The sequence below is a fragment of the Pseudomonas sp. HLT2-19-2 genome (genome assembly GCF_054898005.1).
The window spans coordinates 2,543,793-2,568,058 of record NZ_CM142712.1; the positions used below are offsets into that span (position 1 = coordinate 2,543,793).

Here is a 24,266-nt window from a genome sequence, read left to right on the forward strand (position 1 = left end):
CAGATGAGTAATTCGTTCACCGACTATTCCCACAACCATATGTTCCTGGGGGCATCGCATGAAGAAAACGCCAAGCGAACCTTGTGGGTGGTAGCTCTGACCGTCGTAATGATGGTCGTTGAGATCACCGCAGGTTATGTCACAGGCTCTATGGCGTTGCTTGCCGATGGATTTCACATGGCAACGCACGCTGGAGCGCTTGGCATAGCCGCAGCTGCTTATGGTTACGCAAAAAGACATGCCTCAAGTGCTCGCTACAGTTTTGGAACTGGCAAGGTGGGAGACTTGGGTGGCTTCGCCTCTGCTCTGATGTTGGGACTGGTCGCCTTGGGAATTGGCGGAGAATCGTTATTCCGTCTCTTTCAACCGACTCAAGTGCAATTCGGGTCAGCGACTCTTATCGCAGTTGTCGGATTAGCAGTGAATGTGGTGAGCGCGCTTTTGCTTTCTGGCGGACATGATCATCACCATGGGCATGACCACGGCCACGATCAATCTCACCATGCGCAGGGTCACGACAATAATTTGCGCTCTGCTTACGTTCACGTCATTGCAGATGCCCTGACCTCGGTTCTGGCCATCGCTGCTCTGCTTGCTGGCCGATATCTTGGTTGGGTATGGCTCGACCCTGCAATGGGGATTGTGGGTGCAGTTGTTATTGCACGCTGGGCTTGGTCGTTGATGCGGGTGACTGCGGGTGTATTGCTCGACCAGACAGATGATCATGTAGCCCAAGAAATTCGTGAATTGGTTGAAACGCCTGGAGATGCTTCGATTATTGATCTTCATGTCTGGCAGGTGGGGCCTCAGGCCCGAGCCGCGATTGTTAGCGTCCTAGGCAGCCCAGCAGTGAATGCCGAAGACATACGAGAACGGCTTGCTACGGTTCATGAGGTCACGCACCTGACTGTTGAATACCGCACGAAGCTGGGAACTGGTTCACCAGCTCAAGCCTCCGTTCCGGCTTAGAAATGAACGCATAGTCGACTGAGATGAAAAAGGATCGAGATATGCTTTTGAGCAAACGAGATCAGGCGCAAATCGAGCGTCGTCTGATTGCCGCCCTGACCAAGGCCTGCGAGACGGCCAAAGCGGAGATCGTGGGCTTCTCTTGGTTGACTCACGATGTGGATTACGCGCGATTTCCCTCCAGTCTGATAGTTGTTTGGGTCTTCGACACCGATGCCAACTGGGATCAGGTTCTTGCCAATGGGCAAGACAAGCGGGTGCTCGAACTCACTAACCTGGCGTTAAGCGAAGCGAATGTTCACGTGAGTCAGGTGTCGGCCATCGTGCATTTCGATAGTGAAGAGCAATGTCAGCGGTCGAATGCCGGTGACTGGCAGCAGCGTTTAACACGTACACGATCTTCGCGGAGTTAAACCATGGCCCAGGACATCGAAAACCCATGTATTTCCGTTTGCCAGCTGAACAGCGAACTTTGCTTGAGCTGCGGTCGCACCAAGGAAGACATCAGAAAATGGAAGCGGATGAAGCGTCCAGAAAAGATGGCCGCTGTACAACGCGCGACCCTGCGCCTGAAAAGCCTGCAAAAAAAGAACAATTGAACAACCGCAGTTCAGGCCGCTGTTTCGAAAATTCCGTAATCGACCCAATATAGATGGCCCGTCCCACCTTCACTGATACTGGTAACGGTTGGCAGGTAGCTGTCAGCTAGGGTGGAACATTCACCTGTATTGAATCTTCCTCCTACATCACGTTGGGCATCGCATTTCTGGGGGGGATCGGGTTTGTGCTCGGCAGAAGTACACATCGCTTGCATGGGCATGGGTAGTGACCATGCAAGTATTCAGGAAGGGTTGAAGATTAGTTTTTCGGGTATTCAGCGACGATTTGATCAGTACCTGCTTTGGTCAGGCCGATGACCTGATAGGCGTCCTGCTTTCCGCCTGCCTCCATACCAGGTGAGCCTGCCGGCATGCCCGGCACAGCAATCCCGAGAAGGTCATCGCGTTTGCTCAACGCGACTATTTGCTCGGCAGGTACGTGGCCCTCAACAAACTTTCCGTCGATCATCGCGGTGTGGCATGAGGAGAGACGTGGAACAACACCGAGGTCCTGCTTGACCGCGCTCATGTTGGTTTCTACATGATCAACGACGGTGAAGCCGTTGGCTTCAAGGTGCTGCATCCACTTCTTGCAGCATCCACAGTTAGCATCACGATGGACGTCGATCGTCAGCGATTCTGCTGCATGACCAGCTGAACTGATCAACAGAGCCGCGAATGTAACGAGGCGAAGTGCCTGACCGGACCGATGAATGTTATTTCGCATGGATATGCTCCTTCCCATCAGCATGGGCATGGGTTTTTGGCTGAGCGCCAGGAGCTGCAGAAGCGTCATGTGAAGCCTCGGCACCCTGAGGATGGGCGTGATCGGTACTTTTATCCTGAGAAGGTGGTACGGCGTCCTCATGAGCATGGGCGCTGTTCTTCTCGCCATGATGGTCACCTGCGTCGGCTACTTCTTCGGCTGCCCCCGCATCATGATGTGCAGAGGCTGCCCCCTTTTGACCCTCATGCTCACCTTCATGGTTATGCATTTTGCTCTCGCCGCCGCCGTGTTGATGACCACCACTGCTGACTGCTAGAGCGGTGTATTGCTCTGCATTCAGGGTGGGAAGCTGCTTAAGAAAAGCGACCATTCCCCAGATGTAGGGATCGGCCATGCTTTTACCCCAAGCGGGCATGCCTGTGGATTTGATTCCATGTTTGATGATCCAGAACGCTGCGGCAGGGTTTCCATCAACGCCCAGTTTTGAAAGATTTGGAGGTGCAGGGTAAAGGCTATTACTTAACTCGGTTTCTGCGACACCCGGAGCAAGGTGGCAGCCAATGCACATTGAGTTGTAGTTGCCAGCACCTTCACGAATGAGAGCTGCTTCGCTCAGGTCGGGGACTTTAATGTCGCGTGAGCGCACTGCTATCGAGCGATCCCGAGCAATAGACAGAAGTGAGTGAACGGGTTCGGAATGTGGATCGTCCGCCCCAACATTAATCACACCAAAATACACCACGCCGGCACCTACTATTGCGGCGACCACACCAGCAGCAGTTAATGTTTTCAATGTTCTTTTCATGTCAGGTTCTCAAAACCACATCCGAATACCAGCGACAAATCGCGCCTCGTTCGTATCTTCGCCTTCATCGCTAGCGAGGTCGGCGGTCTTGCCATAGGAGCGACTCCAGGTGACCCCGATGTAGGGGGCAAACTCCCGGACAATCTCGTAGCGCAATCGCAAACCCACCTCGGTATTGGCCAAACCAGAGCCAATGCCCCGCTGAGGGTCGTTTTTCCCGTAAAAGTTCATTTCGGCTGTGGGCTGCAAGATCAGGCGATTGGTCAGCAGAATGTCGTAGTCGCCCTCTAACCGAGCTGCGGTCTGGCCGTTCTCGCCAATGAAAGCGGTGGCTTCAGCCTCAAAGTTATAAAGTGCCATACCCTGGATACCGAAGGCGCCCCAAGTCTGCGGCGAGCCTGGTTTAAAATCCTGACGCACGCCAGTCACTACATCCCACCACGGGCTGATCGAGTGCCCCCAAAGTGCTTGGAGTTCAGCGTCTTCAGTCACACCGTTGGTACGCTCCCCCTCTGACCGCAGCCATAAACGATCAATGTCGCCACCCATCCAGCCTTTTGCATCCCAACTCAGGGCACTGCCGTTATCAGCGTCCTGATACTCGAACTGATCAAGGAGAAAGAACGTGTTGAGGCTTTTGTCATGAACACCATGGCCTGCCACAGGCGGAAAAGCAGCTTTACGATCAGCATCTGTTAGTACGGGAATGGGAGTTCGACTCGTGCTGGTCGCCCCGGCATCCATCTTCATTTTGCTGTGATCCATCGAACCATGGTCCATGGAACCGTGATCGGTCTTTGATTCATTGGTCTTGGACTTTTGCGTTGGCTCTGGCTTGTCCGTTGATGATGCTGGAGTGGAATGGGAATGATCACCAGTGCTTTCTCCTGCCAGTGCAAATGGCACTCCACCCAACAGGCCAATGGCAAGGAAGCAACCGATCAGCGACTTTCGATTCAGATATGTGCTCATAACCCGTCTCCTTTACTCATCAACCCGTACTTCACGGAACATGCCCATTTCCATATGAAAGAGCAGGTGGCAGTGGTAGGCCCAGCGCCCCAGCGCATCAGCTGTTACTCGATAGCTGCGCTTTGTACCTGGCGGCATGTCGATCGTGTGCTTGCGCACCATGAAATTGCCGTCCTCATCCTCAAGGTCACTCCACATGCCGTGGAGGTGGATGGGGTGGGTCATCATGGTGTCGTTGACCAGGGTGATACGCAGCCGCTCGCCATACTTGAGGCGCAAAGGCTCAGCATCAGAGAACTTGATGCCGTTGAATGACCAGGCGAACTTTTCCATATGACCGGTCAGGTGCAGCTCAATGGTGCGATTGGGCTCGCGGCCATCCGGGTCCTGGAAAGTGCTCTTAAGGTCTGAATAGGTAAGCACGCGACGGCCGTTGTTGCGCAAGCCAATACCTGGGTCGTTCAGCTTCGGCGCTGTGCTCATGGCTTGCATATCAACCAACGGGTTGTTGGTTTCGGAAGCCGGATGAGACTGCATCGCTCCTGTGCCCATGCCAGCCATCTTGCTGTGATCCATACCGCTCATGCCGGACATGTCGCCCTGGTCCATGCCGGTCATCTTGCTGTGATCCATACCGCTCATACCGGACATGTCGCCCTGGTCCATGCTGGTCATCTTGCTGTGATCCATACCGGCCATGTCGCCCGGTTTCATGGTGCTGTGATCCATTCCTGCCATGTTGCCGTGATCCATTCCGCCCATCCCCATATCATCCATGGTGACGAGAGGACGCGGGTCGATCGCCGGGACCGGCGCCTTCAGCCCTTCGCGCACGGCCAGGGTTCCGCGGGCATATCCGGTTCGATCCATGGACTGGGCGAAAATGGTGTAAGCCTCTGCGCTGACAGGCTCCACGATCACGTCATAGGTTTCTGCTACGGCGATGCGGAATTCGTCGACACTGATAGGGTTCACGTACTGGCCATCGGCAGCCACCACGGTCATTTTCAAACCTGGGATACGGACGTCGAAATAGCTCATACCCGAACCGTTGATGAAGCGCAGCCGCAGTTTCTCACCTGGTTTGAAAATACCGGTCCAGTTACCGTCAGGGGCCTGCCCATTCATGAGATAGGTATAAGTATCGCCACTGACGTCTGCGAGGTCGGTGGGGTTCATTTTCATCTCGGCCCACATCTTCCGATCCGCCACCGTTGCGGCCCAGCCTTTGTCGCTCACGTCGTCGATGAAGTTGCCAACGGTACGTTTGTGGTGATTGTAGTAGTCCGACTGTTTCTTAAGCTTGGCCATGACCCGACCAGGATCTTCATCAGTCCAGTCGGTCAGCATCACCACGTAATCGCGGTTGTATTGGAAAGGTTCAGGCTCTTTCGAGTCGATGACGATAGGCCCGTAGACACCGGCCTGTTCCTGAAAACCCGAGTGGCTGTGGTACCAGTAAGTACCATTCTGATGGACTTTGAATTTGTACTCGTACATGCCATCAGGCGCGATACCGTGAAAGCTCAAGCCCGGCACACCGTCCATGTTGGCGGGCAGGAGGATCCCGTGCCAATGGATGGAGGTATCCTGGTCCAGGCGGTTCTTCACCCGCAGCGTGACCGTTTCCCCTTCACGCCAGCGCAGCAGCGGTCCCGGCAAAGAGCCGTTGATGGTCATCGCCGTACGCGCCGAGCCAGTGATATTCACTGGGGTTTCGCCAATGAACAGATCAAATTCATTGCCAGTCAGTACGTTCGGAAAACCGGGACTGGTTACTGCCCATACAGGGGTGCGCCACAGGCCAAGACCGCCGAGAATGCCGCCAGCGGCCAGGCCTTTGACGAATGTCCGCCTAGAGGTTTTGGAATGCATGCCGTTTATGTCCAATCAATCAAAAGGGAAGCCGTTCGCAACAACCTGTGAGTTGCACTGACAGGTTGAAGGCGCTCTCTCGGAGAATCGTTTTGAGCCCGGATGAGGTTTTTCCGCCGCCGTTCAAGACGCAGTCATACGGCAAGCGAGTTTAGAAATTGCCACATTTGAACCATCACGGTGATTACATTTCTGTCAGCTTGGGAACGACGCCAATCGTTTCAGCACTTAGCGTGGCCTACTGCGTTTCCTTTGCTCTCTGCTACAGGGGATTGAGTGCCTTGCTTTTGGGCAATTTGGTACGATTCCATCGAATCCTTCCTGGCCGCTTCCGTACGTGCAAATGTCCGGTCACCACCGCCTTCGGCCATAGCCAGAGAAGAAACGGTCAACGCTGCAATAACAAATAGGGTTTTCATGGATTTCATTTGGGTATCCTCGAATGAGATTTGGTTACCCCGTTGAATCCACATCAAGACGTGATTCGTGGGGGATGAGTTGAAGCCACGACGTAATCTTAAAACTCTCCTCCTGTCAGAAGCCTTAAGTGAGCATTACCGTTGTGTCAGGTTTCGATTTCCTTCTCGAATTACGACCTTGTCTACACTTTGGTACAGCACCTCGCCAGACAACTACTTGGCTGACGCAGTGAGGTGGCGGGTGGCCCCGACAAAATGAATCTCGCGTCCTACCTCCCGGTTCGTAACGAAGTGCTAACCAACCTGAAGCTGACAGAAATGTAATCTTGGTTTCAGTCGACTGTCCGCTTATGTCCGTCTAGGGTGAAATATGAGCACTTGGGTATGTGGTCAACCTGAGCGCATGAAACAGCATCGGGCTCGCATTACAGCTAGGTATTCGTCTGCAATATCCTCATCCGCGATCAGTCCGAAATGATCAGCTGTTTTTAATGGAAATTGTCGAATGCCGCTGGTCCCAGTACCACTGCTAGCGTTGTCTTTCCTTAAATGCAATGGAGAACATAGCTATGACCGCCCGATGATCTCTCACATGGACACTCTCCAATGCCAGCAGCCTCGCATTGATGCGTGTAGCCAACGCCACAAACCTGTCTGAATGCATCGATTACCCATTTTTTGTTGAGTGGTTCCACCTTTCACCACCACGTTCGCGGGTTTTGCGCCGAGAAATGTGAGGCCTGCGCCAGAGCTGCGAACAGGTCGGTGGTATGGAAAATTGCGTCAGGGCCTGCCGCGAATGCGCAGAGAGCTGCCGAAAAATGGCTGGTGCCCAGGGATAGTTGAACCACCATTCAGGTACAGAAGTAGCAATTCCGTGCTTGGGGGCAATGGCATACATGTGCCAACCCTCCGGCCTCTAACAGGAGATTTACAATGTCACAGCCTATCAAGCACAACAGCTCTAGCCTGTTCACTTCGTCGATGAGGGTGATAGCGATGGCTGTCGCGGTAATGGCAGCAGCGCCGACGTGGACTAATGCCGCAGAACCCACGAAAAGTGAAGCGATGCAGATGCCTTCCGAGCAGAAGGATCATTCGAAGATGATGAAACAAATGGGCGGTATGTCCATGACCGGTGATGTGGATTATGACTTCGCGGCCAACATGCGAATGCACCACCAAATGGCAGTCGAGATGGCGCAAACTGAACTCAAGAACGGGAAAAATCCGGAGATGCTCCGTATGGCCAAGGACATAATTGCCGCACAGAAGAAGGAAATTGCTGAATTCGATCGGTGGATTAAAGCAAACGAAAAACCATGAATATGGTGTTGCCGAAGTCGATTCCTGCGCCGCGCCGATGAAAGAAAATGTCATGCTTCATCGGTCGGCGCATACCACCTTGAAAAACGCCGCTACCCTGATCGACCTGCTCACTATGCTGCGATGTTAGAACGAGCTGTTTGATTGATTTCAACGGTGATGTGAACCAGCTCCTCATGCACTGACAAGAGGTCTTTGAAGTTTGCGGGTGTCGCATTTTGGTCAGTTGTCAAAGTCAGAATGCAGGCATATTTCTCTTTGCCTACCCGCCATGCATAGGCCAGGACAGCAAGCCCCAGAGCCGGCGCATGGGAACTCATGTGTCACCCGTCAGATCCTTGGGGAGGGAACAGCCCTATGCCGCAACCATCCACGACAAGAAACGACTGCTGACTCGCGTCAGACCCGTCAAGGGACAGGCGGAGGCTTTGGAGCGAGCGCTGGAGCGGAAGCAGAGTGTTCTGCTGTTTTGCAACAGATTGCAGCGGTGAGAGGCGCGGTGAACGGATTGATGGCAGAGGTGCTTGAAGGGCATATCCGCGAGCACCAGGGTGCTGGAGCCGTCACTCCAGAACAACGTCAAGAAGACCTGGATCAAGTCATCCCGGCCCTGCGCTCATATCTGAAATGAGCCCAGGGAGAGTCTGTGCGTGAGGGCGTTGACGCCGGAGCAGATCACCGCCTCAGGCGCTGACCTTGGAAGGAAAACCCAACGCTTCAACAGAAGCGCGGACTCGCTCTGGGCTTTCGATGCTTTCAACGTTGACCTTGCCGGCAGCACGATCCACCGAAACAGCTGCCCCGCTATCCAACGACTGAATGGCTTTGGTGATTTTGCTAACACAGCTACCGCAACCAATGCCTGATACGTCTAAGACAAACATAGTTATTCCTCTCGTGTTGATCGGCCTCTTTGGCCGCAGTTACAGCATCAACGTTGACACGATAGGAAGGTCAAGGGTTGTCTGCACCGTTTAAATGGTGTCCAAGTCTCAATCTATTCGGGTGTTTCTCAGCCGCAAGGCATTGAAAACCACGGATGCTGAACTCACGCTCATCGCGATGGCCGCGACCATCGGAATAAGAGATGTCCGGTCAGTGGATACGGTAGACCTGCTGCTAGCGGGATACCCATCGAGTTATAAGGAAAGGCAAAGCACAGGTTCTTTCGCATGTTTTTCATCGTCGCTACAGAAAGGGCACGCGCCCGAAGAATCCCCATCAAATCGCCTTTTACAAGCCCCGGGCCAGAGCCGGCGCATCATTGATACCGTCGTCAGCCATTGCAACTCGCCGGCCGTATTGCTGAAGGTCCGCGACAAGACGTTCTTGTCCTGAGACTTCACTTCACCGTGGACTTCTTCAATTCCCCCATTATCAGCCTTGAGCTTGGTGACGGCCTCTTTGGAGGTTGGTTTGATCGGATCTGACACTGCAAGCAACCCTGCCAGTACTCCGTCGACTGCCACATAGATAATGCTGATACCTTCAAGTCGTAACAGCTCTGCACGGTATTGGAGCGGCCTGATACTCACGTCTGCCTCATCCATCAGCGCGGTATTGGGTGCTCACTGCCTTGATCCAGACTGGCAGCGAGTTGAAGAACATCATTGGGGTCGAAGTTCTGTGTGGCTTCCACACTGTGAAACACCGGACGGCTCTCTGTCAGGGTGCCTGTCTTGTCGACGATCAGCGTGTCGATCTTGTAAAGGTTCATGCTGGCAGCTTTCCCCGTGGAAACCATGATCGACATCGGTGTCGCAAGCCCCAGAGCGCAGGGGCAGGCAATAATCAGCACGGCGACCGCATTAATCAGGCCGAAGACCCAACAGGGCTCAGGACCGAGCAGCCCCCACCCCAGAAGAGTCAGCAGGGCAATCACGATTACCCCCATCACAAAGTAACCAACAACGGCGTCCGCCATACGCTGCATGGGGGCTTTAGAGCGTTGGGTACGGGCCACCATCTGCACGATCCATCCGAGTTACCTGATGGGCGTGATCATGGTCGCGATGACTTGTGGCGTCAGGCATGACTAGTTTCCCTTATCATCCTTGTTGGTTTCCGAACTCACGTGTCGGCCATGGCCGCCATGACCGTGCCCGAAAAAATGCATCAACGGACAGATCAACAGAATCAGATAGGGCAGATAAGGTGAGACATGGCCGAAGTGTTCCCGGACCACGTAGAAAACGCCGATCGCAACCAGCATGATCAGTACGACACCCGTTTTGCTCCTCCAGAAGGGTGGAGGAGCGTTTTCAACCGAATGCGGATGGTTAGTCATGATTGAGTTCCTTTTGTCCCTGCAAGCGTTGGGGTGACATCTGCGACTGAGAGTAGTCAACGCACGCTTTGAGGCTGTGATATCGATCAATCCACGCTTTACTTCACTTCAAACTGACCCACCATTCCCGACTGATAGTGGCCCGGTACATTGCAGGCAAACTCCAGGCCTGTGCTCTTGGAAAAGGTCCAGATAAGCTCTTTGGTTGCGCCTGGTTCAATCAGCACGCTGTTAGGATCGTTGTGCTCCATCCCGACCATCTTCATCCCCCCCATGCTGTGTCCCATATCGCTCATCGCTTGCCCATGTCCGGTAGGACTGAGCGTGCCGTTCTGGAACATAGCTGCCATCTCTTTTTGATGCGTGGCATGGGCAGCGGCTCTGCCGATATTGAATTCATGCAGCAGCGAGCCTTCGTTGCGCAGGACGAAGCGAACTGTCTCTCCAGGTTTGACATCGATGTTTTTGGGCACGAAGGAGATATCGCCCATTTTCACTTCAATCGTGCGGGTAACCTCGGCCGCCGCTCCGGGCTGACCAATGTCATCCTTCCCGTGGCCAACGCTAGCTATGGCTGTAGAACCGAGGAAAAGGGCAATTGCAGCGCAAACCGGGATAGCAAATTTAGCTTTCATAGTGACCTCAAAGTGAAAGTGGGTAGCACTGGTGATGCTAAGGAAACTTAACTGCCAGTTAACTGACCTGAACACTACATTTCTGTCAGTTTCTGAAATAAAACACGGCGCCGAAGTGACGCCGTTTGTAACCTGGATAAAGCGCGGAAACCTTGAAGATAGAGCCTTTACTGATGTTTTTCTGAAAGCATCAGTTTGTGTTCGCGTTGCATTTGGCTCAAAACGTCATCGACGATTTTGTCGTGCTTCTCCATCCAGGCGAGGTGCTGTTGAGGCGTCATCGATGCGTCGGGATGATCCTTGTGAAGTTCGCTCAGTGTTCATGTTCAAACCCTAGACAACGCAGGCTGACATCTACCTGAAGCCAGGATTACATTTCTGTCAGTTGCTGGTTGGTTCGGCTGATTCGTTGCAAACTCAGCCTCATCATCACTTTGAGAGCCACACCATGAGACTTCTGGTTGCTGAAGACGAACCGAAAATAGGTATCTATTTGCAACAGGGCCTTACGGAAGCTGGGTTCAATGTTGATCGTTTTACCAACGGTACAGAGGCCCTTCAACATGCCCTGAGCGAAGCATATGACCTGCTGATATTAGACGTCATGATGCCGGGCCTGGATGGGTGGGAGGTCCTTCAGAAGGTGCGTTTGTCAGGGAAGGACGTCCCGGTCCTTTTTCTGACGGCGCGAGACCGCGTTGAAGATCGAGTCAAGGGGCTTGAGCTGGGGGCAGATGATTACCTGATCAAGCCTTTCGCATTTTCTGAGTTGCTAGCTCGGGTCAGGACGCTGCTCCGTCGCGGTAATAACGTGCCCTCGCAAACCCATATGAAATTGGCCGATCTAGAAGTAGATCTGCTCAAGCGCAGGGCTATTCGGGGAGGCAAACGCATAGATCTTACGGCCAAGGAATTTGCGCTACTGGAACTGCTGCTCCGTCGCCGAGGCGAAGTGCTGCCAAAATCGCTCATCGCCTCGCAAGTCTGGGACATGAACTTCGACAGCGATACCAACGTAATCGAGGTTGCGGTGCGCAGGCTCAGGGCGAAGATCGATGACGACTTTGAGGTCAAGCTGATCCAAACCTGCCGTGGTATGGGCTACATGCTCGATGCACCTGATTCGAAATCGGAATCGGAATGAATAGTCTATCCCTGACCACCCGCATGAGTTTGATGTTCATGCTTGCGGTAACGGCGGTGCTCACCGTCGCCGGGCTCAGCTTCAATAACCTCAGCCGGCATCACTTCAAAATGCTGGATCAGCAGGCACTGAACGAAAAGCTCCATTCGACCAAAAGAATTTTGGGAGAGCTGAACAGTATCGACCAATTCGACGACTTAAAGCCTGAGTTACAGGCGTTGCTCGGTGCTCACCGTGATTTGACAGCCCTAATCCTGGACAGTGATGGGAGATTGCTTTTCGCTGATCCCGGGCCAGTAAATGTTCCGGAGCATTTCCGCACGGCCACAAACAACAATGTCTGGGAATGGCGAGACCACGAGCAAATGTTCCGTGGCGTGACGGCACAAACCATCGTTACGGGGCAAGACAAACCATGGACCGTGATTTTGATCTTTGACGTTACTCAGCATATGTCCTTCTTCGAGACGCTTGAGCGATGGTTCTGGATAGGGCTGGTGATCAGTGCGCTCGTCAGTGCCGCACTGGGCTGGATGGTTGCAAGCAGTGGTATGCGTCCTATTCGGCAGGTGACCAGGGTCGCTGCGTCGATGTCGGCTAAATCACTTAAAGAGCGCATTCCATTAGCGCCCGTTCCAAAAGAGCTTCAGCAGATGGTGCTGTCGTTTAATGCGATGTTATCCAGGCTGGATGATGCTTTTGTCCGGTTATCAAATTTTTCTGCGGACATTGCTCACGAACTGCGCACACCGGTCAGTAATCTGATGACCCATACCGAAGTAGTACTCTCTAGAAAAAGGGATATTGAGGACTACGAAGACAACCTGTACTCCAATCTTGATGACTTGAAGCGTATGAGTCGGATGATTGATGACATGCTTTTTCTGGCGAAATCTGACAACGGTCTGATCACACACGAGAACAAACCAATAGACCTAGTGGAAGTCGTGGAAAAATTGCTTGAGTACTACCGCCTTTTGGCTGATGAGCGAGGGATTGAACTCAAGGTTTCAGGAAGGGGCAGCGTCCGAGGCGATGTCCTTATGCTCCACAGAGCGATTTCTAACCTGCTCTCTAACGCGCTTCGCTACACCTCTGAAGGGAAGACGATCAGTGTCGAAATTCTCCAGAAGGAGATGTCGGTATTGGTCGTCGTGGAAAACCACGGAGAACCCATTGCCCCCGAACACCTTGAAAAGCTTTTCGATCGTTTTTATCGCGTGGACCCAGCTCGGCGAGAAGGGAGTCCAAGCAACGCAGGGCTAGGTCTGTCGATTACTCGATCAATTATTGAAGCGCATGATGGCAAGATCTGGTGTACGTCATGTGGCGGGAAAACGGCCTTTCATCTAGAGTTTCCTAGTGTTGACTTGAAGGTCAGCTGAACAACGGCGCATTTGTGATCAACGGCGATCTCTCAGCCTGCGCCCAGCGTCCACTTTCGTTATTTTTGAATGAGTGAAAACCCTAGTATCGCGGGCACGCGGTCTCGTCTTTAAGTCTCGCTACGCCCGCCAATTCGAGGCCAAACACCTCGTCAAGCTGACTGAAATGTAATCGAACAGTTTGCGTTCGTGTGGCATCGTGCTCTTGCACTGTGACGTTGGGTCCTAGTGAGTTTCTCGTGTTCAACCTGACCTTGAATACGGAGGCTACTAGCTAATCATCAGTGGTTTTAACAAGAATCGAAAAGTAAAAACTAGATATTCCCAAACAAACCTCGAATCAACAGCTCTTGCTGTGAGGAGTCTTGCATGTCATTCCTTAAAACTACCACCGTAGCTGTTGCACTGACCGCTGGTTTGCTTCTGAGTGCAGTTGCTCAAGCACATCCAAAGCTCCTTTCTTCCACTCCGGCAGAAGGCTCGGATGCGGCGGCCCCTTCGAAAATTGAACTGCACTTTTCTGAGAATCTCACCACTCAGTTTTCCGGTGCAAAACTGATCATGACCGATATGCCTGGCATGCCGAACTCACCAATGGGTGTTAAGGCCGCCGTCGCGGGTGGCGGTGATCCGAAAACGATGGTGATTACACCAGCAGCACCTTTGACCACCGGTACCTACAAAGTCGAATGGCGTGCTGTCTCCTCGGACACTCACCCGATCACCGGCAACTTCTCATTTAAAGTGAAATGATTTATGAGCGACTCAATAAATATTGTGGTTCGCTTTGCTCTTTATTTCGACCTGATGTTGTTATTCGGATTGGCAATTTTCGGCTTGTACAGCCTCAGGGGAAAGGAAAGAGTATCGGGCACGGTCTTGAATTTTGAGTCGCTTCTTTACGGTACTTCTGTCGCAGGTGTAGCTCTATCCCTTGTCGCCATGTTGCTGCTTGCGAAAGCAATGAGCGGTGTGTCGGAGCTTATGGAGCTACATCACCATATTTTTGAAATGGTCCTCATGGGGACCGACGTCGGGTTGACCTGGATGGTCCGAATAGCTGCCTTGGTGATGGCAATTATTGGCGTCGCATTGAATAGGCGATTTCCGACACCCAGTCTCTGGATCGTCACCGTATGCGGAGCGATTGCGTTGGCGACGTTGGCTTGGACAGGGCACGGTGCCATGGATGAAGGCAGCCGACGCTACTGGCATTTCATCACCGATATATTCCATCTTTTAGCCGCTGGTGGCTGGTTGGGTGCTCTATTGGCATTCGCTTTACTGCTGCGGGTGAAATCGCTAAAGGGCGAACAAGAAGCTCGAATTCTTGCACGGGTGCTGACTGGTTTTGAATCGGCCGGCGCTGTGATCGTAGTGATCATAAGCATCACAGGCGTAGTGAATTATCTGTTTGTCATCGGTCCAAATCTCGATGAAGTGATGCTCAGTACGTACGGTGTACTGCTGTTTTTGAAGATCCTGCTCTTTGCCGGGATGATCGTGTTAGCCACGCTGAACCGCTTTCACCTAAGTCCGGTATTGGAGCGGTCAGTTCGAAATGGAGAATACTCTGCCGCGGTCAATGCCTTGCGCCGCAGCATGACACTCGAATTTTTAATGGCAGTCATCATAATTTGTCTTGTCGCATGGTTAGGCACTTTAAGTCCGGAAGTGGAAATGAGCGCGGGATAGAGGTTGGTGACAGCCGACTAAGGAGTCTAGTAGGTGAATTGTAAGGGCCATTTCCACCGGCTACACTCCAGCCCATGAAACGCTACCTACGGTTTTGCCTGATTTTCCTGATTAGCCTAGCGCTTCCCCTCAGCGGGATGGCGGGTGTCCAGGCGCCGACTGAGCCCTGCCCCATGAAAACCATGGGCATGGCGATGATGAGCGGCATGGGTCAAGACTGCTGCCATGACATGAAAAGTCCCACCGAGCACGGTAAACCCTGTAAGCCAGGCCAGGAGTGCCAGACTGGTGGCATGCTGCAAGTCTCCATCATCAAGCCTCCTATCACCTTATCCAGCCCCCTCGTACTGTCCTTCTCCCTAGATTCCCATCCAGTACAAACCCCGTCAGGGGTATGGCGACCGCCCCGCACTTGATTCCTGTACCACACTGAGCCTCATTCCGCGTTAGCGGGATGGCATATCTGCGTGCATGTCTGATGAAGCGCGCAGTGGATCATCACAGGAATCGTAGACATGAACTCCAAGTGCTATTGCACAGGCTGGTCCCTCGTGGCCGGCCTGGCGGCAAGCGTACTGGCATTGCCGAGCTTCGCTGCCGCATTGACACTCGATGAAGCTTTGCAGCTGGCTGAAAACAATGCGCCGTCGCTGACTGCACAAGACGCGAAAATTCAGGCCGCCAGTAGTGCGGCCATCCCCGCTGGTGAACTACCCGATCCTAAGTTGCTGCTAGGCGTACAGAACTACCCCATTGGGGGGCCGGATCGCTGGAGCATCGACCAGGACTTCATGACCATGCGAATGGTCGGGGTCAGACAAGAGATGCCCAATAGTGACAAGCGCAAAGCGCGCATTGAGGTCGCTGATGCGGCCATTGACCGCGCCGCCGCTGAGCGCCGGGTCGAACGTCTAAAGGTTCGTCAGGCCACGGCGTTGGCCTGGATCAACAGCTACTCCGTTGAGCGTAAAGACGCGCTCTTTCAGGACTTCTACAAAGAAAACCGTCTGCTGGCCGATACCGTCCGTGCACAAATTGCCGGCGGCCGCGCTCAACCTGCTGATGCAGTAACGCCCAAACAGGAAGCGGCACAACTGGAAGAGCAGCAGGACGATCTGATTCGCCAGCGCGCACAGGCCCGAGCGGCCCTAAAACGCTGGATTGGCGCCGCCGCCAACAACAAGCCTGCGGGCAGCTTGCCTGAATGGCCCGTCGATTCCTCAAGCTACCCTCATAAACTGCAACACCACCCCGAGTTGGCAGCGTTTGCACCAATGACCCGCGAAGCGCAGGCCAAGGTCCGTGAAGCCGTGTCGGAGAAACAGTCGGACTGGAGCTGGGAACTGGATTACCAGCGCCGTGGCCGTGAGTTTGGCGATATGGTCAGCGTGCAATTTTCCTGGGACCTGCCGCTGTTTCCTGACTCTCGCCAAAACCCCAAAATCGCGGCCAAACAGGCTGAAGTCAGCCAGCTTGAGGCTGAGCGCGAAGCCCTGTCACGCGAGCACACTCAGCAACTTGAAAACGAACTCGCTGACTATGAGCGCCTGAATCGTGCCGTGCGCCGAAACCAAGAAAGCCTGTTGCCGCTGGCCAAGGAAAAGGTCGAACTCAGCATGGCCAGTTATCGTGTCGGCAAAGGCGATTTAAATGCCGTTGTTGCCGCCCGGCGTGAACTCATCGAAGCCCGCCTCAAACAGATCGACGTGGAAGAGCAGCGAGCGTTAACCAGTGCGCGGCTTTATTTTGCTTATGGGGAGTCCAGCCAATGATCCTTACAAAATGGAACGGGGCATTGCTGGTAGGCATCTCGCTGGCATTGGGTGTTGGTGGTGGCTACTGGTTCGCTCATCAGCGCATCAACGGAGTACCAAGTGCCGGCCCGGAGCAGAGCCTCAATTCACAGGGTGAACGCAAAGCACTGTATTGGTACGACCCGATGTCCCCGCAGCAAAAGTTCGATAAGCCGGGTAAGTCCCCCTTCATGGACATGCAACTGGTCCCCCAGTACGCCAGTGGCGCAGGGGATCGTGCGACCGTCAGTATCGATCCAAGTCTGGCCCAGAATCTCGGACTGCGTTTTGCGACAGTTACCCGTGGAATCTTTGACTCCAGCCTCGATGCGACAGGTGTCTTGGCGTTCAACGAGCGTGATGTCGCTGTGATTCAAGCACGTACCTCGGGCTTTGTGGAGCGGGTCTATGCCCATGCTCCCGGTGATGTGCTCAAAGCCAATGCGGCGTTGGCGAATATCCTGGTGCCGGAATGGGCCGCTGCTCAGACAGAGTTCCTTGCCCTGAAGCGCAGCGGGGATGCTGACCTGTTGGTTGCTGCCCGTCAGCGCCTACGGCTAACAGGGATGCCGGCAGCACTGATTTCTCAGGTAGAGCGTGACGGTAAGGTTCAGCCGTACCAGACGCTCACCAGCCCCATTGCCGGTGTATTGCAAGAGTTGAACGTACGCGCGGGTATGACCGTGGCGACTGGCGACACTCTGGCACGCGTCAATGGCTTAAGTAGTGTCTGGCTAGCCGTGGCCGTTCCAGAATCGGATTCCGGAGCTATCACCGTGGGGCAGGCGGTCGAAGCGCGTCTGCCAGCCTTCCCAGGGACAACGCTTAGTGGCAAAGTCAGTGCGATTTTGCCCGAAACTAATCCAGACAGTCGCACGCTTCGTGTGCGGGTGGAACTACCCAATCCGGACGGGCGCCTGAGACCAGGTTTGACGGCGCAGGTACGCCTGAATCGCTCGGCCGAGCAAAGTGTGTTGTGGGTGCCCAGCGAGGCCGTCATTCGCACTGGCCGACGTGCCTTGGTGATGATCGCCGAAGACGCTGGCCGCTATCGTCCAGTGGAGGTGCAGCTCGGGCAGGAAAGTGATGGCAAGACGGCGATATTGAAAGGTCTGGAAGAAGGGCAGAAGGTGGTTACCTCTGGCCAGTTCCTGCTCGACTCGGAAGCCAGTCTTAAGGGCATTGTTGCAACCTCGGAGCAAGAGCCACCACCCAGCGCAGCAGCCTCCAGCTTTCACGAGGCGGATGGGCAAATCATTGAGATCAACGACAAAGAAGTCACGCTCGCCCATGGCCCCTTCAAGACACTCGGCATGCCGGGTATGACGATGACTTTCCCACTCGCCAATCCGGCTCTGGGGCAGGGCCATAAAACGGGCGACAAGGTTCGGATCGCGGTGAGCCAAACCGACGATGGCTTGCGTGTAGAGCGCTTGGATAAATCGGGGAGCCAGCCATGATCGCTGCCCTCATCCGTTGGTCAGTGACCAACCGACTCCTGGTACTACTGGCGACGCTATTCGTCACGGCTTGGGGTATTTGGTCGGTGCAGAGCACGCCCATTGATGCGCTGCCGGATCTCTCTGATGTTCAGGTGATCATTCGCACCCCTTATCCGGGACAAGCGCCGCAGATTGTTGAGAACCAAGTGACCTATCCGTTGGCCACAACAATGCTCTCGGTGCCGGGCGCCAAGACGGTGCGTGGTTTTTCCTTCTTCGGTGACAGCTTCGTTTACGTGCTGTTCGAAGACGGCACTGACTTGTACTGGGCTCGCTCGCGGGTGTTGGAGTATCTGAGCCAAATACAAAGTCGCTTACCGGCCAGCGCCAAGCCGGCGTTGGGACCAGATGCGACGGGGGTGGGTTGGATCTATCAGTACGCACTAGTGGATCGCAGTGGCGGACACGATTTAGCGCAGCTTCGCGCACTTCAGGACTGGTTCCTCAAGTTCGAACTCAAGACCCTGCCCAATGTTGCGGAGGTGGCCACCGTGGGGGGCATGGTCAAGCAATATCAGGTGCAGCTTGATCCGCTCAAACTGGCCAGCCTCGGCATCACTCAGGCGCAGGTAACCGAGGCTATTGGCAAGGCTAATCAGGAAACCGGTGGGGCCGTGCTGGAGATGGCTGAGACCGAGTTCATCGTGCGTGCTTCCGGCTACCTGAAGACACTAAATGACTTTCGGGCAATCCCGCTCAAGCTGGGTTCGGGTGGTGTGCCGGTGACCCTTGGCGATGTCGCCACGATCCAGTTGGGTCCGGAAATGCGGCGTGGCATCACTGAACTCGACGGCGAAGGCGAGACCGTCGGCGGCGTGGTGATTTTGCGCAGCGGCAAGAATGCTCGCGAGACTATTGCGGCAGTCAAAACGAAACTCGACGAACTGAAAAGCAGTTTGCCGGCCGGAGTGGAAATCGTCACCACCTACGACCGCAGCAAGCTGATCGACCGCGCTGTGGAAAATCTCAGCCAAAAACTAATCGAAGAGTTCATCGTCGTCGCGTTGGTTTGTGGGATCTTCCTCTGGCACTTGCGCTCATCCCTTGTGGCGATCATCTCGCTGCCTGTTGGTGTGTTGATTGCCTTCATCGTTATGCGTTACCAAGGGATCAACGCCAACATCATGTCCTTGGGCGGGATTGCCATCGCCATCGGCGCCATGGTCGATGCCGCCGTGGTGATGGTCGAGAACGCCCACAAGAAGGTTGAGGCCTGGCACGTGGCCAATCCCGGAGAGGAATTGAAGGGGGAGCGTCATTGGCACGTGATGACCGAAGCGGCGGCAGAAGTAGGTCCAGCACTGTTCTTCTGTTTGTTGATCATCACCCTGTCGTTCATTCCGGTGTTTACTCTGGAGGCGCAAGAAGGGCGGCTGTTCGGCCCGTTGGCGTTCACCAAGACCTACGCCATGGCCGCAGCGGCGGGATTGTCAGTAACCTTGGTGCCGGTGCTGATGGGCTACTGGATTCGAGGACGAATTCCCAGTGAACAACAGAATCCGTTGAACCGGTGGTTGATTCGGATCTATCAGCCGGCTCTGGACGCGGTCTTGCGTAGACCAAAGATCACGCTGCTGGTGGCGCTATTGGTTTTTGTCAGCGCGCTATGGCCAATGTCTCGCCTGGGTGGCGAGTTTCTCCCCCCGTTGGACGAGGGCGACCTGCTCTATATGCCTTCAGCTCTGCCGGGATTGTCGGCGCAGAAAGCGGCGCAACTGTTGCAACTGACCGACCGCTTGATCAAGACCGTTCCAGAGGTCGAACACGTATTCGGTAAAGCCGGTCGTGCCGAAACTGCCACCGACCCCGCACCGCTGGAGATGTTCGAAACCACCATCCAATTCAAGCCGCACGAGCAATGGCGGCCAGGCATGACCCAGGAAAAGTTGGTGGAAGAACTGGATCGAGTGGTACGAGTCCCTGGGCTTACGAATATCTGGATACCACCGATTCGCAACCGTATCGACATGCTGGCCACGGGGATCAAGAGTCCCATCGGAGTGAAAGTTACCGGCACCAACCTGACGGAGATCGATGCCGCGACTCAGGCGGTCGAGCGAGTTGCCAAGGGCGTACCCGGTGTCAGTTCGGCTCTGGCCGAGCGGCTGACGGGTGGCCGCTATATCGACGTGGATATCGACCGCAAGGCCGCCGCTCGCTACGGACTGAATATCGCCGATGTGCAATCCATCGTGGCCGGCGCTATCGGCGGTGAAAACGTCGGCGAGACCATTGAAGGTCTCGCACGTTTCCCGATCAACGTGCGTTACCCACGGGAGTGGCGTGACTCGCTCGGTGCCTTGGAACAGTTGCCGATCTACACCCCGTTAGGCAGCCAGATCACCCTCGGCATGGTGGCAAAGGTCAAGGTCAGTGACGGTCCTCCGATGCTTAAGAGCGAGAATGCACGGCCCTCTGGTTGGGTATACATCGACGTGCGTGGCCGGGACATTGCCTCGGTGGTAGCTGATCTACGCCGGGTAGTCAGTGAGCAAGTCAAGTTGCAGTCAGGCATGAGCTTGAGCTATTCGGGACAGTACGAATTTCTCGAAAGGGCCAACGCACGACTCAAACTGGTGGTGCCTGCCACTCTGTTGATCATCTTCGTGTTGCTCTACCTGATTTTTGCCCGCTTCGATGAGGTCGTGCTGATCATGGCCACTCTGCCATTCGCACTGACGGGCGGAGCATGGTTCCTCTATCTGTTGGGATTCAACCTGTCAGTCGCCACCGGGGTCGGGTTTATCGCCTTGGCCGGAGTGTCTGCCGAATTTGGCGTGATCATGCTGCTCTACCTGAAGAACGCCTGGGCCGAACGTGAGGACCTCGGCGACAGCACTGAGCACGGGCTGGTTGCGGCCATTCGTGAAGGCGCCGTGCAGCGAGTTCGACCCAAGGCCATGACCGTGGCCGTGATCATTGCCGGCCTGTTACCCATCCTGTTGGGCAGCGGCACCGGCAGCGAGGTCATGAGCCGCATCGCCGCGCCCATGGTTGGCGGCATGATCACGGCGCCCTTACTTTCTCTGTTTGTCATCCCGGCAGCCTATCGCCTGATGCGTCGGCGCCATCTCCCAGTTGAACCCACCAGCCGTTAAGGAAAAGTCGTATGAAACTGATTTTGTCGTTAACCAACCGCGATCACGTTAAACCGGCGCGACTTGAAGCTGATCATCTCTGTCGCCTGAGGTTCGACATATCTCGAGTACCCGAGAGCAAGTCAAACAGAGCGAAATCGCAGAATCTGCGCGCCGTCGAAAGGATCGACAAGGTAATGCCCGTGCACGCCGAACGTATCCTGCAAGCATTGCGGGGTCAGCACCTCAAGTGGCTTGCCGAGGGCCACTAATCGGCCCCGATCCAGTACCGCCAAACGATCACAGGTCAGCGCCTGATTCAGGTCATGCAGGGCGATCAATGTCGTCACCGGCAAAGCCTGTACAACATTTAGAATGGCGAGTTGATGCTGGATATCCAAGTGATTGGTCGGTTCGTCCAGCAACAGAATCTGCGGGCGCTGGGCCAGGGCGCGAGCGATGTGGACACGCTGACGTTCACCGCCGGACAGACTGTGCCAGGTACGGTTTTTCAGGTGCGCCGCATCGACGTCGTGCAGCGCCTGCAGGACGATGGCATCGTCCTCACTCGACCACGGGCTCAAGGCCGACAGCCACGGCGTTCGGCCCAGGGCTACGGCATCAAACACACTGATGGCATCCAAGGTGTCGGCCTGTTGCTCTACCACCGCCAGGGTTTGCGCGATGGTTCGTCGTGACAGCGCCTTGAGGCACTGGCCGTTGAGGTGGATGTCTCCCCGGCTGGGGACGCGCACGCCGGCCAGCAGTTTAAGCAGCGTGGATTTTCCCGAACCGTTGGGCCCGACGAGGCCCAGGGTTTCACCACGACGGATGCCCAGGTGGATGTCGTGCAGCAACTCAGCGTCGCGGACATGGAACCCGAGGCCGGAGCAACGCAGTACGGAGTCGCCGATAACAGGCGAGGCAGCATTCATCGGGCATTCCTCCGACCGATCAGGATCAACGCGAACACCGGCGCGCCAACCAGTGCGGTGATGACGCCGACCGGGATCACCTGGCCTTTGATCAGCGTTCGGGAGAGCACATCGGCCGCGATCAGAAACACTGCACCACCCAGCGCACTCGCCGGCAGCAGACGCGCATGCCGGGTGCCCAGCAGCAGTCGCACGGCATGGGGAATGACCAGTCCGACGAAACCGATGGAGCCGACAATCGACACCATCACCGCCGTCACCAGTGCGGCGCAGCTGATCAACAGAATTTGCACTCGGCGTACCGGAATGCCGAGCGAGGCGGCTGAGTCGGCGCCAAAAGTGAAGGCATCCAGCGCCCGACGGTGCCACAGGCACACCGCGAGACCGATCAATGCCACGGGCACCGACAGCCACACCGACGGCCAGCGCACACCGCTGAGATTGCCCAGCAACCAGAACATGATGCCGCGGGCTTGTTCGGAACTGGCCGACTTGGTGATCAGAAACGCGGTGAGCGCATTGAACAACTGTGAGCCGGCAATCCCCGCCAGGATGATCTGCCCGGTACCGCCGTTTGAACCACTGGCGCGGGCCAGCAAAACAACCACGGCGAAGGCGGCAACGGCGCCGACAAACGCCCCGGCCGACAGCGAAATCAGCCCCGCCCCGAGGCCCAGCAATGCCACCAGTACAGCGCCCGTCGAGGCGCCGGCGGAAATGCCAAGCAGATAAGGATCGGCCAGCGGGTTACGCAACAGCGATTGCAGGATCACCCCGCAGGTGGCCAGGCCCGCACCGCAGGCCGCTGCCACCAGCGCGCGGGTCAGGCGGTAATTCCAGACGATGCCTTCGTCTATCGGATCGAGGACATAACCAGCAGTCCACAGCTTGTTGGCCAGCACCTGGAACACCACGCTCGGCTCGATGCTCGTTTCACCGATGGCCACACCGGCAATCACGGCCAGCAGCAGTGTCAGCAATGCCAGCAGCGTACGAATCAGCGTCGTGGTCATTTCGGCAGGTCGTCGCCGTTGATGGCTGATGCCAGGGTTTCAAGACCGTCGAACATTCTTACGCTGGCCTGCATGGCCATGGCGTCGAGGATGATGATGCGGTTGTTTTTCACGGCGTCCATGTTGCGGGTCACCGGGTCGCTACGCAGGAATTCCAGTTTCTTTTGATCGTCGTCAGCCGGGAAGCGACGGCGATCCATGCGTGCGATGACCAGGAAGGTCGGGTTGGCCTTGGCGATGGTTTCCCAGCCGACTGTTGGCCATTCTTCATCGGACTCCACCACGTTGCGCACACCCAACGTGTTCAACATGAAGTCGGGAATGCCCTTGTGCCCGGCGACATAGGGGTCGATATCCAGACTGGCGCTGGAGAACCAGAACAGCGCACTGGTGTGCTTCAGATCCTTGTTCTGTACGGTGGCAATGGACTTGGCCAGGCTGGCCTTGAGTTGGGCGGTCAGCTGCTGGCCACGTTCCTGCACATCGAAAATTTCAGCCAATTGGCTGATGCTTTTGTAGAGGCTGTCGATGTGAAATGCCTCCAGACGTGTGCCATCGGCACCGACCAGGTTGTCCTTGGCTTCGCAGTCGGAGGGCATCAGGTAGGTCGGAATCTTCAGTTCGTGAAATTGGTCGCGAGTACCGACCACGCCTTGCGGGCCGACCATCCACTCCAGCTCCACTGCCACCAGCTGCGGACGCTTGCCGATCACCGCCTCGAAACTCGGCTCGTTATCGGCCAGGCGCTCGATCGTGTCGTTCTCTGTCTTGTACGTGGCCAGCACATCGTTGAACCACAGCGAAGTGCCGACCAGCGTGTTGCCAAGGCCCATGGCGTAGAGCATTTCAGTGCCAGCCTGGCCGATGGTCACGACACGGCTGGGTGCCTGCTGAAAGGTCAACGTGCTGCCACAGTTCTCGACGGTCAGGGGATAGTGGGTCGGGGCCGCATGGGCGAGGGTGGACAGTCCCAGGGCAGTGGCGAGGGTGGCAAGGCGGAACAGCAGCATGACGCAATCTCCATTTGACCGTACAAGAGCAGGGGTACGGACTGGAAACACATCATCGATCGCTGCCATTGAAGCAGTGAAGTGCCGATCACTCAGGC

At 55.4% G+C, this 24,266-nt stretch carries 24 protein-coding genes and 3 pseudogenes; 13 read left to right on the plus strand and 14 right to left on the minus strand.

Annotated features, from left to right (window positions below; translation table 11 throughout):
- Positions 1–3: 3 nt before the first annotated feature.
- Genes dmeF through ACYZTU_RS11870 form a run of 3 tightly spaced genes read left to right on the plus strand, consistent with a single transcriptional unit; the run spans position 4 to position 1,568 of the window.
- The gene (gene dmeF, locus ACYZTU_RS11860) at positions 4–969 is read left to right on the plus strand and encodes a CDF family Co(II)/Ni(II) efflux transporter DmeF (RefSeq protein ID WP_461970328.1); all 966 of its coding nucleotides are present in this window, start codon (positions 4–6) and stop codon (positions 967–969) included.
- Between the two features lie 41 nt (positions 970–1,010).
- The gene (locus ACYZTU_RS11865; RefSeq protein WP_461970330.1) at positions 1,011–1,382 is read left to right on the plus strand and encodes a hypothetical protein; all 372 of its coding nucleotides are present in this window, start codon (positions 1,011–1,013) and stop codon (positions 1,380–1,382) included.
- Positions 1,383–1,385: 3 nt separating this feature from the next.
- A complete protein-coding gene (locus ACYZTU_RS11870; protein ID WP_461970332.1) occupies positions 1,386–1,568 on the plus strand; it encodes a DUF1289 domain-containing protein in 183 nt (60 codons plus the stop codon).
- Positions 1,569–1,827: 259 nt separating this feature from the next.
- Here ACYZTU_RS11870 and ACYZTU_RS11875 read toward each other — a convergent pair whose 3' ends face one another.
- The 5 genes from ACYZTU_RS11875 to ACYZTU_RS11895 form a co-directional block, all read right to left on the minus strand.
- A complete protein-coding gene (locus tag ACYZTU_RS11875; protein WP_461970334.1) occupies positions 1,828–2,295 on the minus strand; it encodes a DUF411 domain-containing protein in 468 nt (155 codons plus the stop codon).
- Positions 2,285–3,100 carry a c-type cytochrome gene (locus ACYZTU_RS11880; protein WP_461970336.1) on the minus strand — a complete coding sequence of 272 codons (816 nt, stop codon included), beginning with the start codon at positions 3,098–3,100 and terminating at the stop codon, positions 2,285–2,287. The genes ACYZTU_RS11875 and ACYZTU_RS11880 overlap by 11 nt, the downstream gene beginning before the upstream one ends.
- Positions 3,101–3,109: 9 nt before the next feature.
- On the minus strand, positions 3,110–4,072 hold the full coding sequence (locus ACYZTU_RS11885; protein ID WP_461970338.1) for a copper resistance protein B: 963 nt from the start codon (positions 4,070–4,072) through the stop codon (positions 3,110–3,112).
- A gap of 12 nt (positions 4,073–4,084) precedes the next feature.
- Positions 4,085–5,947, minus strand: coding sequence for a copper resistance system multicopper oxidase (locus tag ACYZTU_RS11890; protein WP_461970340.1), 1,863 nt, complete (start codon positions 5,945–5,947; stop codon positions 4,085–4,087).
- Positions 5,948–6,168: 221 nt separating this feature from the next.
- Positions 6,169–6,375, minus strand: coding sequence for a co-regulatory protein PtrA N-terminal domain-containing protein (locus ACYZTU_RS11895; RefSeq protein ID WP_461970342.1), 207 nt, complete (start codon positions 6,373–6,375; stop codon positions 6,169–6,171).
- Between the two features lie 927 nt (positions 6,376–7,302).
- On the opposite strand from ACYZTU_RS11895, the gene ACYZTU_RS11900 reads away from it, so the two are divergent.
- Positions 7,303–7,692, plus strand: a complete 390-nt coding sequence (locus tag ACYZTU_RS11900) for a DUF305 domain-containing protein (RefSeq protein WP_461970344.1) — start codon at positions 7,303–7,305, stop codon at positions 7,690–7,692.
- A gap of 113 nt (positions 7,693–7,805) precedes the next feature.
- Here the strand turns inward: ACYZTU_RS11900 and ACYZTU_RS11905 are convergent, their stop codons facing one another.
- On the minus strand, positions 7,806–8,012 hold the full coding sequence (locus ACYZTU_RS11905) for a hypothetical protein (protein ID WP_461971220.1): 207 nt from the start codon (positions 8,010–8,012) through the stop codon (positions 7,806–7,808).
- Here ACYZTU_RS11905 and ACYZTU_RS11910 point away from each other — a divergent pair.
- Positions 8,001–8,323, plus strand: a pseudogene (locus tag ACYZTU_RS11910) (metal/formaldehyde-sensitive transcriptional repressor). The gene ACYZTU_RS11905 and the pseudogene ACYZTU_RS11910 sit on opposite strands and share 12 nt — an antisense overlap.
- Before the next feature lie 52 nt (positions 8,324–8,375).
- On the opposite strand, the gene ACYZTU_RS11915 reads toward ACYZTU_RS11910, so the two are convergent.
- From ACYZTU_RS11915 to ACYZTU_RS11935, 5 genes and pseudogenes are all read right to left on the minus strand, one after another.
- Positions 8,376–8,576 carry a heavy-metal-associated domain-containing protein gene (locus ACYZTU_RS11915; RefSeq protein WP_461970346.1) on the minus strand — a complete coding sequence of 67 codons (201 nt, stop codon included), beginning with the start codon at positions 8,574–8,576 and terminating at the stop codon, positions 8,376–8,378.
- Between the two features lie 108 nt (positions 8,577–8,684).
- Positions 8,685–9,676, minus strand: a pseudogene (locus ACYZTU_RS11920) (P-type ATPase); the annotation flags it as partial.
- A 51-nt stretch (positions 9,677–9,727) separates the two neighbouring features.
- Positions 9,728–9,979 (minus strand): DUF2933 domain-containing protein, encoded by a 252-nt coding sequence (locus ACYZTU_RS11925; RefSeq protein ID WP_461970348.1) that lies wholly within the window; start codon positions 9,977–9,979, stop codon positions 9,728–9,730.
- A gap of 98 nt (positions 9,980–10,077) precedes the next feature.
- Positions 10,078–10,614: a cupredoxin domain-containing protein gene (locus ACYZTU_RS11930; protein WP_461970350.1), complete on the minus strand. Its 537-nt coding sequence runs from the start codon at positions 10,612–10,614 to the stop codon at positions 10,078–10,080.
- Between the two features lie 167 nt (positions 10,615–10,781).
- Positions 10,782–10,931, minus strand: a pseudogene (locus ACYZTU_RS11935) (co-regulatory protein PtrA N-terminal domain-containing protein); the annotation flags it as partial.
- Positions 10,932–11,062: 131 nt separating this feature from the next.
- Between ACYZTU_RS11935 and ACYZTU_RS11940 the strand changes: the two are divergent.
- The 8 genes from ACYZTU_RS11940 (at position 11,063) to ACYZTU_RS11975 (ending at position 21,231) form a co-directional block, all read left to right on the plus strand.
- Entirely contained in the window at positions 11,063–11,758 is a 696-nt protein-coding gene (locus ACYZTU_RS11940) for a heavy metal response regulator transcription factor (RefSeq protein ID WP_461970352.1), read from the plus strand.
- The gene (locus ACYZTU_RS11945) at positions 11,755–13,143 is read left to right on the plus strand and encodes a heavy metal sensor histidine kinase (protein ID WP_461970354.1); all 1,389 of its coding nucleotides are present in this window, start codon (positions 11,755–11,757) and stop codon (positions 13,141–13,143) included. The genes ACYZTU_RS11940 and ACYZTU_RS11945 overlap by 4 nt, the downstream gene beginning before the upstream one ends.
- 369 nt (positions 13,144–13,512) lie before the next feature.
- The gene (gene copC, locus ACYZTU_RS11950; RefSeq protein ID WP_017737057.1) at positions 13,513–13,896 is read left to right on the plus strand and encodes a copper homeostasis periplasmic binding protein CopC; all 384 of its coding nucleotides are present in this window, start codon (positions 13,513–13,515) and stop codon (positions 13,894–13,896) included.
- A gap of 3 nt (positions 13,897–13,899) precedes the next feature.
- Positions 13,900–14,838 (plus strand): copper homeostasis membrane protein CopD, encoded by a 939-nt coding sequence (gene copD, locus ACYZTU_RS11955; RefSeq protein ID WP_461970356.1) that lies wholly within the window; start codon positions 13,900–13,902, stop codon positions 14,836–14,838.
- 74 nt (positions 14,839–14,912) lie between these two features.
- Positions 14,913–15,254, plus strand: coding sequence for a hypothetical protein (locus ACYZTU_RS11960; RefSeq protein WP_461970357.1), 342 nt, complete (start codon positions 14,913–14,915; stop codon positions 15,252–15,254).
- 99 nt (positions 15,255–15,353) lie between these two features.
- A complete protein-coding gene (locus ACYZTU_RS11965) occupies positions 15,354–16,610 on the plus strand; it encodes a TolC family protein (protein ID WP_461970359.1) in 1,257 nt (418 codons plus the stop codon).
- Positions 16,607–18,091 (plus strand): efflux RND transporter periplasmic adaptor subunit, encoded by a 1,485-nt coding sequence (locus ACYZTU_RS11970; protein ID WP_461970361.1) that lies wholly within the window; start codon positions 16,607–16,609, stop codon positions 18,089–18,091. The genes ACYZTU_RS11965 and ACYZTU_RS11970 overlap by 4 nt, the downstream gene beginning before the upstream one ends.
- Complete coding sequence (locus ACYZTU_RS11975) at positions 18,088–21,231, plus strand: efflux RND transporter permease subunit (protein ID WP_461970362.1); 3,144 nt, start codon at positions 18,088–18,090, stop codon at positions 21,229–21,231. The genes ACYZTU_RS11970 and ACYZTU_RS11975 overlap by 4 nt, the downstream gene beginning before the upstream one ends.
- Positions 21,232–21,353: 122 nt before the next feature.
- Here ACYZTU_RS11975 and ACYZTU_RS11980 read toward each other — a convergent pair whose 3' ends face one another.
- Genes ACYZTU_RS11980 through ACYZTU_RS11990 form a run of 3 tightly spaced genes read right to left on the minus strand, consistent with a single transcriptional unit; the run spans position 21,354 to position 24,168 of the window.
- Positions 21,354–22,145, minus strand: a complete 792-nt coding sequence (locus ACYZTU_RS11980; protein WP_461970364.1) for an ABC transporter ATP-binding protein — start codon at positions 22,143–22,145, stop codon at positions 21,354–21,356.
- Positions 22,142–23,158, minus strand: coding sequence for a FecCD family ABC transporter permease (locus tag ACYZTU_RS11985; protein WP_461970366.1), 1,017 nt, complete (start codon positions 23,156–23,158; stop codon positions 22,142–22,144). The genes ACYZTU_RS11980 and ACYZTU_RS11985 overlap by 4 nt, the downstream gene beginning before the upstream one ends.
- A complete protein-coding gene (locus ACYZTU_RS11990; protein ID WP_461970368.1) occupies positions 23,155–24,168 on the minus strand; it encodes an ABC transporter substrate-binding protein in 1,014 nt (337 codons plus the stop codon). The genes ACYZTU_RS11985 and ACYZTU_RS11990 overlap by 4 nt, the downstream gene beginning before the upstream one ends.
- Between the last annotated feature and the right edge of the window lie 98 nt (positions 24,169–24,266).